1 pseudogene is annotated in these 421 nt (G+C 67.2%); it reads right to left on the bottom strand.

Going from position 1 to position 421, the window contains the following annotated elements:
- Positions 1-226: pseudogene (locus EN850_RS33745) on the bottom strand (heme exporter protein CcmB); the annotation flags it as partial.
- Positions 227-421 lie beyond the last annotated feature (195 nt).

The following is a 421-nucleotide window of genomic DNA, read 5'->3' as shown; positions in this document are numbered from 1 at the left end:
CAGAGCGTCGGATGCCGACGGTCAGCGCGGCGACCACGCCCCCGATCAGGCTCAGCAACGGCGTTCCCAGCAGCAACGATGCCAGCAACATCGGCAGCTGGTCATGCGGCAGATGCAGCATTTCGGCCAGCAGCGGGCTGACCACGATCAGCGGCAGCGCGGTGGTGGCCCAGTGCAGCAGCACGCGCACCAGCACCAGCCAGGCCAGCGGCACCGGCGCCAGCACCGGCATCGGGCTCGGCGAAGAGACCATAACGGAGTTGTTCGGCCAATGACGCTCGTCCATACCGAAGGCGAATCCAACAAGGCGGCGGCACGACAGGAATGGAGCGTCAAGCAGAGCCATGCGCCGTCGCAGGAACTTCTGCGGCGCGACGCCGATGCCTTCCTCCACCAGAGCCTGTCCAGCCCCTGCGTCTCG

This window comes from Mesorhizobium sp. M8A.F.Ca.ET.207.01.1.1, from assembly GCF_004794715.1.
Lineage (GTDB): Bacteria > Pseudomonadota > Alphaproteobacteria > Rhizobiales > Rhizobiaceae > Mesorhizobium.
The sequence above is the reverse complement of the archived record's forward strand: the minus strand, read 5'-3'. Positions and strand labels throughout refer to the sequence as shown.